The organism is Enterocloster aldenensis (genome assembly GCF_003434055.1).
In the GTDB taxonomy this organism is placed as follows: Bacteria; Bacillota; Clostridia; order Lachnospirales; family Lachnospiraceae; genus Enterocloster; species Enterocloster aldenensis.
Window position 1 is genome coordinate 668 of sequence record NZ_QVEX01000046.1, and the last position, 337, is coordinate 1,004.

Here is a 337-nt window from a genome sequence, read left to right on the forward strand (position 1 = left end):
TCTATGGTGCTACTAATATAAAAACTGCAAAAACGGCTTTTGAAACATTTCAAAAAGAATGGGCTCAATACCCAGGTGCCATAGATGTTTGGAAACGAAATTTCATACATGTAGAACAGCTTTTTAACTATGGAAGTGATGTTAGAAAAATCATGTATACGACTAACGCGATTGAATCAGTTAATTCTAGTTTTAGAAAAGTCACTAAAAAAGGAACATTTCCTAATGAGAATGCATTGTTTAAACTTTTATATCTAAGAATCAAAGAATTAGAAAACAAATGGGAAAATGGTCATATTAGGAATTGGTCAATGGTATTAAATCAATTGATGATAGA

1 protein-coding gene is annotated in these 337 nt (G+C 30.3%); it reads left to right on the forward strand.

The features are described 5' to 3' along the window. The coding region (locus DWX59_RS29560; protein WP_235845214.1) for a transposase at nucleotides 1–337 on the forward strand (337 nt) is incomplete at both ends.